The sequence below is a fragment of the Devosia geojensis genome (assembly GCF_000969415.1).
Taxonomy (GTDB): domain Bacteria; phylum Pseudomonadota; class Alphaproteobacteria; order Rhizobiales; family Devosiaceae; genus Devosia; species Devosia geojensis.
The window spans coordinates 65462-71811 of record NZ_JZEX01000104.1; the positions used below are offsets into that span (position 1 = coordinate 65462).

Below are 6350 nucleotides of genomic sequence, written 5' to 3' on the forward strand. Positions count from 1 at the left end.
CCCGGCTCAGGCCAACATGGACTGCATGGCATCGAGCGGCGCGCCGCTGTCCGCGAGGGGCGCGCCGATATCGTCATCTGTCGGGGGTCCGCAATCGTCGCTGTCGAGGAAGGCGACGACTTCGGCGACGAGCTCGTCGGGATCGTTGTCCTCGGGGCCGGCGTTTAGGATGTCGGCCTGGATGAGGATGGCGTCCGAGTATTCCTCGCCCCCGACGTAGGCCGTGTCGCCCATCACGTCGACGTCGAGGATCGCGGCGGTGTTGACGAGCGCGTTGGAGCCCGTCGAGATGTCCCAGTCGCTCGTCGCGTCGGGGTCGAGCATCGCCGCCTCGGCCAGGCTCACCTGGTCGGCGTCGCCGAGAACGTTCATCTGCTTGATGTAGTTGAGGTCGTAGACGTCGCCCTTGACGTAGAGCACCCGCAGGCCTTCGTGGCCGGCATAGGTCGTGTCGCCGCCAAAGCCCTCGGGCATGCTGAAGCGTCCGTGGTCGAGCCCGTCCATGGCGTCGCGATAATGGTCCGGCATGCCCTCGAGCCAGTTCTGCGAACCGACATTGACGATGGTCGCCTGGTTGTAGAGCAGGTTGCCGCTGCTGCTGGCCGCATCTGTCCCCCAGCCGGTATCGTCGTCGAGCAGCACGTTCACCTGGCTGATCATGTTGACGTCGTAGAAGTCGCCCTCGACGAGGATGACGTCGTAATAGTTGCCGAGGTCCGAGAAGGTGACGATGTTCTGGTCGATGTTGCCGCCAGTGGTGATCGTGCTGTCGGCGCCCGTCGCGGTCAGCACGTGCAGGTCGTTGTCGTAGGCGAAGGTGACCTGCGAGGTCCATTTGAGGAAAACCACGTCGCCCTCGACGACGCTGATCTGCCAGCCCTGCGGGGTGATCGTGGTGTCGATCGCGGCGCCCTCGGGCGGTTCGGGAAGCGTCGTTGCGAAGGTGGCGACGTTGTAGGCTTTCGAGGTCCCGCCCGGTCCAAGCCCGTTGTCGTTGTCGCTGAGGGCATTGACCTGGACGATCGCGTCGATCCGGTGCACGTCGCCATTGACGGCGACGACGCCGCCCGTCAGGCCGGCGTTGGTCAGCACGGCGGAGTTGTTGAGGAGGTTTCCGCCCGCCTCGAGCGTCAGGGCCGGCTCCGGTCCGTCGCTCGTCTCATGGGCGCTCGCCGCTTCCGGCGGCTCCTCGGCCGGCTCCTCGGGCTTGAACTTGGCCGGCAGCGCGTCCTTGAGGTTCGGAGCGGCATCTGCCGCAGCGCCGTTGACCCAGGTGCCGTCGAGCGTCTCGCCGCTCGCGACCACGTGCTCGTCGTCCTCGGCGAGCGTTCCGATCTCCTGCGACATGTCGGCGACGAACTGGGGCAGCGCTTCGATGCTCGTCGGCATCGGCGTATCGGTCAGTCCGGGCGCGACGGAGTGCGCGTCGAGGACGAGGTCGGCGAGGCGCACCTCGAGCATGGGATCGAGCACGGGGTCGGGACCGCCGCCGAGGTTGACGACGTCGTTGTCCTGAAGGCTGATCTGCTGGTTGACGACGAAGATGACCTGGCCGGGCGCCGGTATGAACACGGGAGTCTCGGACACCCCGATCTGCTGGCCCCAGTCGAAGTCGGCGGAAGGGTGGATGTCGAAGCGATCGGCCGGCAGCTCGCGCTCGGCCTCGAGGCGCGGCGCGTCCGCCTCCGGACGCGTCAGCGGCGGGTATCCGAAGGGGGCTTCGCCGCTCGGGTGCCAGAACTGCGGCGCATGCTCGACGCCGGGCTCGTAATACTTGACCCGGTGGAGCTGAGCGGCGTCAGCCGGCAGGGTGGGGGGCGGTTCGGCCATTTCGTGGGCGCGGGCGCGATAGGAGAACTCGGCATAGTCGAGGCGCATGCGTTCCTCGTCGAGGCGGAGCTCGAACTGGCCGATGAAATGGGCGATGATGTCTTCTGCGCGTTCGCAATAGATGAACATGACCGTGACCTCCTCCAGGCAGAGCGGCGGCTGATCGCCGCCGGTGCCTTCACGTCAGGCCTGCGCGCTTGAGCGCGCAGGCCCTTTTCCAGGCGTGATGCGGGTTGATCCCGCGGGGAGGTCAGGCCTCGGAGTCGTCGCCGCCAGCGCTGGTATAGTTGTTGTTGCCACCAACGATGCTGACGTCGACCGCATTCTGCTGGAGGTTGGCGCCGACCACGATCTCCTGCGTGAAGGCAGTCGAGGTGACCGAAGCCGCGGCGCTCGCCGCAGCGGACGCGGCGATATCGTCGCCCGCATCGATGTTCCAGCCGCCGGACGGATCGTCGTTGCCGCCGCGGTGGTGTCCACCGTAACCGCCCGAGCCGCCACCGCCGCCGATGCCGTCGCCGGCGTCGGCTTCGCCGCCATCGGCTTCCCACTTCATGTCGTAGGTGCCGCTGTTGTCCATGCCGATCGTGCTGAGATCGTCATTGTCGGTCAGGTCGGCGACCTGGTTGACGGCGAAGGCGGAGTTGTTGTTGCCCGAGCCGAAGGCGTCGTTGAAGACGTCCTCGAAGCTGATGTCGTCACCCGGATCGAAGTCGATGGTGCCGCTCTGGGTCATGAGGATGTTGTCGAACTTGACGTCCTTCATGTCGAGGTCGGCGAAGTCGTTGTCGTCGGGCATATGGAGATCGTCGATGCCGAGATCGAGGTCGACCTTCACGTCCACATCGACATCGGTCTCGGAGTAGTTGACGTTCTCGTTGTAGTTGACGTTGTCGTTCAGGTTCCCGTTGAGGTTGCCATTGAGATTGCCGTTGGCATTCTCGTTGGTGTTCTCGCTGGTCGAGGACTGGTACTGGTCCTGATCCTGCTTCTGGTCCTGATCCTGACCCTGGTCCTGCTTCTGGTCCTGATCCTGGTCCTGCTTTTGATCCTGGTCCTGAAGCTGGGCCTGCAGTTCGGCCTGGGCCTGGAGCTGGGCCTGCAGTTCGGCCTGGGCCTGAGCCTGTTCCTGATCCTGGGTCGGATCGAAGTAGTTGTGGTGGTTGTTCCTGCTGCGCGACATGTTCGGGGTCTCCGAAAGGTGCTGCGGCCAGGCTACCCCCCACTCATCTCAAAAGGGGGCATGTGCCGTGCCGCGGTTACCGGCAATGTCGGGGCACAACCGTCCGTCCCCGGAGCGCAGGGCTCCGGGCGGGCAACGTCGAACCGGCATTGTCGGGGGCTATGGAAGGCGGGGCGGCCATATTTCCGCCGCGACTTCGGCGCGGGTCCAAAGGGGATCAGCGCCGTCCCGAGGCCCACCCGGGACAATCGGAGCGTGCCCCATGGACGTGTCCGAGGTAAGCTGCCAGTTGGAGCTAGGCCGGCGGCGAACGCGCCGGGCGAGCGATCTAATCCAACTGGCTTGCGCCATTTCGTTCTTTGCGGCGCGTTTCCTTTCGCTTTGCCCGGATCTCCGGCGCAAACGAGCGCGCAACGGCGAAAATCGCGCGAGCTAGCTCTCCGCGCATGACGCCTATCAAGGCAAATGAACCATTAACGAGCTAGTCTGCGCTTCTTCTTAACTGCGAAAATCAGGGTCAAGGGATGAACATGGAAACTGGAGGGAGGGCGAAATGGACGACGCTAAGCCCCAAGACGTCGAACTCGCCACCCGGGGACTGCAGTATGAGAGCGTGCGCTCGCATATACTCTTCATTGCAGAGCCGGGTGCAATATTTGAAGGACTAGCCGAGATCATCAAGAAGGAGCTGCCTGGGTATACCACGGAGGTCCGGCAATCGCTGGTGGGGGATAGCCCGCCTCTTGCCCTGGTGCTGGTGCAGGCGAGCGCGCTGCGCGATCCGGTGCCGATGCTTGCAGGCATACGCTCGCGGTTCGCCCACGTGCCGGTGACGCTGGTGCTCGGCCAGCTGGAGCGGGACCTGCGCACCATCGAGGAGATCGTGATGCAGCGCATGGTCCAGGGCGTGCTCAGCCTCGCCCAGCCCATCGCCATCTGGAATGCAGCGATCCGCCTGCTGCTCAGCGGCGAAGAGTATTTCCCGGCTTCGGTCCTCAACCAGAGGTTCCGCCGCCCGGAGGATGTCGAGACATCCGCGGTGCACGCTTTCGATGTCCGCCCCGCCGGACACTCCGGCAGCGCCGATGTCTTGACGCCACGCGAGCACCAGGTCCTCGACTACATGTCGAAAGGATACCAGAACAAGATCATAGCTGCGCGCCTCTGTCTTTCCGAGCACACGGTCAAGATCCATGTGCGCAACGTCATCCGGAAGCTGCGGGTCCATAACCGCACTCAGGCGGCGAGCGCATATCTGGGCACCCTGGCCGCACGATCGGGCGGTGGCCTCGTGCCGGGGCCGGGGAGCGTCTCCGACCCGGTCTGGTGACGGGATGCCCGCGATGCAGGAGATCCTGCTGCTGGTCGGGCGGCTGAACTATGTGTGGACGAACACGGAGAGCCTGTTCATCTACCTGATCAGCCACCTTATGGGCACGTCCAAGGAAGCGGCGATCGTAGTGTTCCTGACGCTCAACACCACGCGGGCGCGGCTCGACCTCATCGAGCGCCTGGCGAAGCTGCCGGGCACCGATCCGGCCGACCGCGCCCAGATCGAGGCTTTCGCCAAGCGGCTCGGGCGCGAGGGAAAGCTGCGCAACAAGTACAACCACTGCATCTATTCCTTCGACGAGACGGGCGAGCGCGCCTTCACCCAGCTCATGCGCATCTCGGACGTCAGCGACGATATCCGCTACGGCAAGATCGAGGTGCTCGACGAAGCCGAAATGGAACGCATCAACGCCACGATATCGGCCGTCACCGCGGTCAACAGGGACATCTGGGGCTTCCTCAACGCGCACGGCATCAAAGCGTGAGGGGACGTCCTCTCATCATCAAGAGCTAATCCGATCTGCCGATTCCCAATTCCATGCGTGACGCTAGTATGACGGGCAGGGGGGACAACGGGTATGCGCGTCGAGGTGATCGACAGGATCGAGGATTTCGCCGCTCTGGCGGACGACTGGAACCGTGTCTACGGAGCCGACGCGCGTGCGCGCTATTTCCTCTCGCATCCGTTCCTTTCCGGCTGGCTGGCGACGATCAGGGGCGCCTGGCTCGTCCTTGCCGCGCGCGACAAGGGCGGCGGACCCTGCCGCGCGTTCTTTCCGCTGCGCGTCAGCGCCGTCCGGCAGCGCGACGGCACCTATGTCAACATCGTCTACATGGCCGGCAACTACGGCGCCGACTATACGGGCATGATCTGCGAGCCGGCTGTCGAGCGGGACGCGGTGACGGCCTTCGCCGCGCGCCTCAAGCAGATGCATTGGCAGTCAGTCGTCCTCGACTACGTGCCGGCCGACGATCCCCGCTATCAGCATCTGGCGGCGCATTTCCCCAGGGCGACGTTCGCGGTCGGCCGTGAGCAGCGGGTCAACCTGCGCGACAACGTCGACAACCTCGTCTGCCCCTGGGTGCGGCTGCCCGAAAGCTTCGAGGATTACCTTGCAACGCTCAGCGCCAACATGCGCCAGAAGCTGCGCCGGCTGCTGCGCGCGCTCGAGGCGGATCCGGAACTGACCGTCGGACTTTCGACGCCCGGAACGTTCGAGGAGGACCTCGCCGCGCTCGGGCGTCTGTGGGCGGACAAGTGGGTCGAGCGCAAGGGCGCCGCCCGCATCGACTCGCTGCTCAACGCCAGCCGCTCGCTGGTGCGCCAGGTGTGGGGCGCCGGCGATCTCTTCATGCCTGTCCTCAGGCGCAACGGTCAGGTGGTCGCGGTCCTTGCGACCTTTCTCGACCGGCAGAAGAAGGCGGCGCATTTCTACATGACCGGACGGGACGAAAGCTTCGAGGGTCCCGCTCCCGGTCTCCTGCTCCATGCCTGGTCTATCCGTCAGCTCATCGGCGAAGGGTGCATCGCCTACGACTTCATGCGTGGCAACGAGCCGTACAAATGGCTCTTCGGCAGCGAGCCGCTCAACCTGCAATGTCTGCGGGTGACAACGCGCTCGGGCCGCAATCTCGGCGGGTGCCTCGACAGGCGCTCGCTCCCCCTCGTCATCGAAGGAGCAACGCAGATGCACCGCAAGGGAAGATTTGCCGAAGCCGAGGCCGCCTATATCCAGGTGCTGGAGCTCGAACCCGACAATTTGCACGCCATCTACCGCTATGCCCAGCTGCTCGAGACGCGCGGCGACTACGGCAAGGCCGGCCGGCTCTACCGGCGTCTCCTTGCGGTCAACCCGCGCTCGACCAAGGTCTGGGAACGCATGGCCGAATGCCTCGATCAACTCGGCTATGCCGACGAGGCCCGTGCGGCGGTCCGGCGCGCTGCGTTCAACATGACGATCAACTAGGGCACGTCAGGCTCTATCGGAATCGGCGGCTCCTTCGC

The 6350-nt window shown here is 64.9% G+C and carries 5 protein-coding genes; 3 read left to right on the forward strand and 2 right to left on the reverse strand.

Annotated elements, in window-relative coordinates; genetic code table 11:
* Positions 1-6 precede the first annotated feature (6 nt).
* Together VE25_RS10065 and VE25_RS23160 are read right to left on the reverse strand one after the other, a co-directional pair.
* On the reverse strand, positions 7-1959 hold the full coding sequence (locus VE25_RS10065) for a hypothetical protein (protein ID WP_052731868.1): 1953 nt from the start codon (positions 1957-1959) through the stop codon (positions 7-9).
* Positions 1960-2080: 121 nt separating this feature from the next.
* Complete coding sequence (locus tag VE25_RS23160) at positions 2081-3013, reverse strand: hypothetical protein (RefSeq protein ID WP_052731869.1); 933 nt, start codon at positions 3011-3013, stop codon at positions 2081-2083.
* A 553-nt stretch (positions 3014-3566) separates the two neighbouring features.
* On the opposite strand from VE25_RS23160, the gene VE25_RS21815 reads away from it, so the two are divergent.
* From VE25_RS21815 to VE25_RS10085, 3 genes are all read left to right on the forward strand, one after another.
* Complete coding sequence (locus VE25_RS21815) at positions 3567-4343, forward strand: helix-turn-helix transcriptional regulator (RefSeq protein ID WP_052731870.1); 777 nt, start codon at positions 3567-3569, stop codon at positions 4341-4343.
* 4 nt (positions 4344-4347) lie between these two features.
* Complete coding sequence (locus VE25_RS10080; RefSeq protein WP_046108481.1) at positions 4348-4830, forward strand: hypothetical protein; 483 nt, start codon at positions 4348-4350, stop codon at positions 4828-4830.
* 93 nt (positions 4831-4923) lie between these two features.
* On the forward strand, positions 4924-6312 hold the full coding sequence (locus VE25_RS10085; RefSeq protein WP_052731871.1) for a GNAT family N-acetyltransferase: 1389 nt from the start codon (positions 4924-4926) through the stop codon (positions 6310-6312).
* Positions 6313-6350: the final 38 nt, after the last annotated feature.